This window comes from Buttiauxella gaviniae ATCC 51604 (assembly GCF_001654835.1).
GTDB classification, from domain to species: Bacteria; Pseudomonadota; Gammaproteobacteria; order Enterobacterales; family Enterobacteriaceae; genus Buttiauxella; species Buttiauxella gaviniae.
The window spans coordinates 1-2,778 of the sequence record NZ_LXEP01000070.1 but is presented as its reverse complement, the minus strand read 5'-3'; the positions used below and the strand labels follow the sequence as shown (position 1 = coordinate 2,778).

Genomic DNA, 2,778 nt, shown 5'->3' with positions numbered 1-2,778 from the left:
GGTGGGCCACTTAATGACCTCACTCAGGTTAACGGCGATTTGACGCTTGGCGGGACGCTGAACGTCGTCACTTCACAAGGTGGTGTTTTCGACCCTGGTGTGTATCGCCTTATCAACTACACCGGAACCATGACAAACAATGGACTGGCGTTCGGTACCATACCTTCCTCTGATTATAGCCTCCAGACCAGTGTTGCCAACCAGGTGAATTTGCTTAACAGTGCCGGGCTGACCCTTAATGTCTGGGACGGTGATGCCGGACCGAAGTATGACAGTGTGGTCAATGGTGGAAACGGAACCTGGCAGGCCACCCAGGGCAATGAAAACTGGACAGACCCGAATGGTCTTATCAATGCGCCATTTACGGACCGTGCATTTGCGATATTTGAAGCCACACCCGGCACCGTGACCGTGGATAATTCGCTGGGTGACGTGACCGTTGCGGGTATGCAGTTTGCCAGCGATGGTTATCTCATTCAGGGTCAGCCGATTGTCCTTGCGGGCAGTGCGACTACACCCGATCAGTCTATTATTCGTGTCGGTGATGGCACTGCATCAGGCGCGGCGTACACCGCGACGATTGACAGCGAGCTGACGGGGCGTTCCCGTCTGGTTAAAACGGATCTGGGTACCCTGGTCCTGTCAGGGGGGAATACCTATACCGGGGGGACCGTAATCAACGGCGGGGTCGTGTCCATCGCTGATGATGCAAATCTTGGCGATATCGCCGGAGGTGTCACCCTCAATGATGGGACATTGCGAATCACTGATAATCTCGCCACAACACGCGCGATAACAACCGGCGATGTGGGAGGAACAGTTGATGTTGCCACGGATAAAGCCGTGACCTTGCTCACCGGTGTTTCCGGTACCGGTGGTCTGACTAAACAGGGCACGGGTGAGCTGCAACTCACACAAGCCAGCACTTACGCCGGAGCGACACATATTGCTCAGGGGACCTTGAGTACTCTGAATAGCGGTGTGCTTAATGCTGCATCTCCGGTTCAAATTGACAGTAACGCGACGTTAAATCTGGCGAATAATAACCAGCAGACGGGTTCACTGACCAATAATGGCACCATTGATTTCGGCTCAATACCCGGCACTCAGCTGGTTGTTAACGGTGATTATCAGGGAACGGGTGGGCGGCTGGTCATGAACTCGGTACTGGCAGGCGATGACTCGCTCAGCGACCGGCTGACCATTAGCGGTGCTTCATCGGGTACTACAGAATTGGCTGTCACGAATCGTGGTGGCTTAGGGGCATCGACGGTGGATGGCATAAAAGTCGTGTCCGTAGGCGGAGCCTCAAACAGCAACTTCACATTGAAGAGTGATTACCTGTTCCAGGGTAAACAAGCCATTGTGGCCGGGGCATATTCATACCAGCTTTATAAAAATGGTGTGACTTCGCCACGTGATGGTAGTTGGTATCTTCGCTCACAGCTGACAACCCCGGTGTCGCAAGATGATTCGCCGCCACCGCCACCGCCACCGCCACCGCCATTAACGGATGGCAGTTCAACAACGCCGCCAATAACGGGTGGCAGTTCGTCAGCACCACAGGTGACACAGCCCGTCTGGCAACCGGGTGTCCCGCTGTATGAATCGTATTCGACGGTATTATCGAAGCTCAATACGCTAAGCACGTTTAAGCAACGTATAGGGGGAAGAAGCTGGTCAGATGACGATTCGGCAGGAAACAATGTTCAGCTTGGAAGTTGGGGGCGCATAGTGGGTGAGAAGGCCAAAAATACGGCACAATCATCTGCTACAGACAGCACGCTGCGCAGTGACACGATAATGTGGCAACTGGGTGAAGATAAGCTATTGAAACAAAATGAGTATGGTGCACTTGTTGGTGGTATTAACGCCCGCTACGGTAAAGTGAACGCAGACGTCAACTCGCTGTTTGGTAAAGGAAGCATTGATACGACGGGTTATGGTCCCGGTTTAACGCTGACCTGGTATGGAAACAATGGCTGGTATTCGGATAACCAGGCACAACTTAGCTGGTATCAGTCGTCCCTGAATTCGGACACCCTGAATAAATCGATGACCGACAACAACCATGCTCATGGCTATGCCCTGAGTACGGAAGTGGGTAAACATTTTGCGCTTTCTGATAACTGGAGTCTGACGCCGCAAACTCAACTGGTCTATTCCAGCGTTAAATTTAATGATTTTACTGACCCTTACGGTACAGCAGTTCATGACAACGGAAACGGAAGTCTGGTATGGCGAGTCGGGGTGGCCCCGGAATATCAGCATAACTGGCAGGATGGTAAAGGACATTCGGGTATCAGGGTGTACGGGATCATGGATATAGAAAAAACCTTCTCATCTGCAAGCTCTGTAAACGTGTCAGGTATTAACGTTTCCCGACAAGACCAGGCGGAATGGGGAAATGTTGGCATGGGTGGTGAAGTGCAGTTAGCTGATGGTAAATATCGCTTATACGGAGAAGTCAGTGGCAAAACGGCCCTTAAAGGGTCGCCTGAAAATAATTATGCCGGAAGTGCTACTGTAGGATTCAGGATGAATTTTTAACGTTGACGGCATGTTTTTTCATTAAACTGAAGCCCCATTTTTTGTAATGGGGCTTCTTACTGTATGAATGAAGCTGGTGTATTACAATACGGTTGGCCATTCATGCCTTAATGGTATGCGGGTAATCGGGTCAGGGTATGAATACACGGGAAGGTCACTCCCTCCCACAACCATCCCTGACAAGCCTCGATACCTGAGTGGTGGCAGAAATTAAGCAAAGCAACAGTG

General features: G+C 51.4%; 1 protein-coding gene. It reads left to right on the top strand.

The features are described from left to right. The coding region (locus M977_RS23660) for an autotransporter family protein (RefSeq protein ID WP_157092141.1) at positions 1–2,550 on the top strand (2,550 nt) is incomplete at its 5' end. Positions 2,551–2,778: the final 228 nt, after the last annotated feature.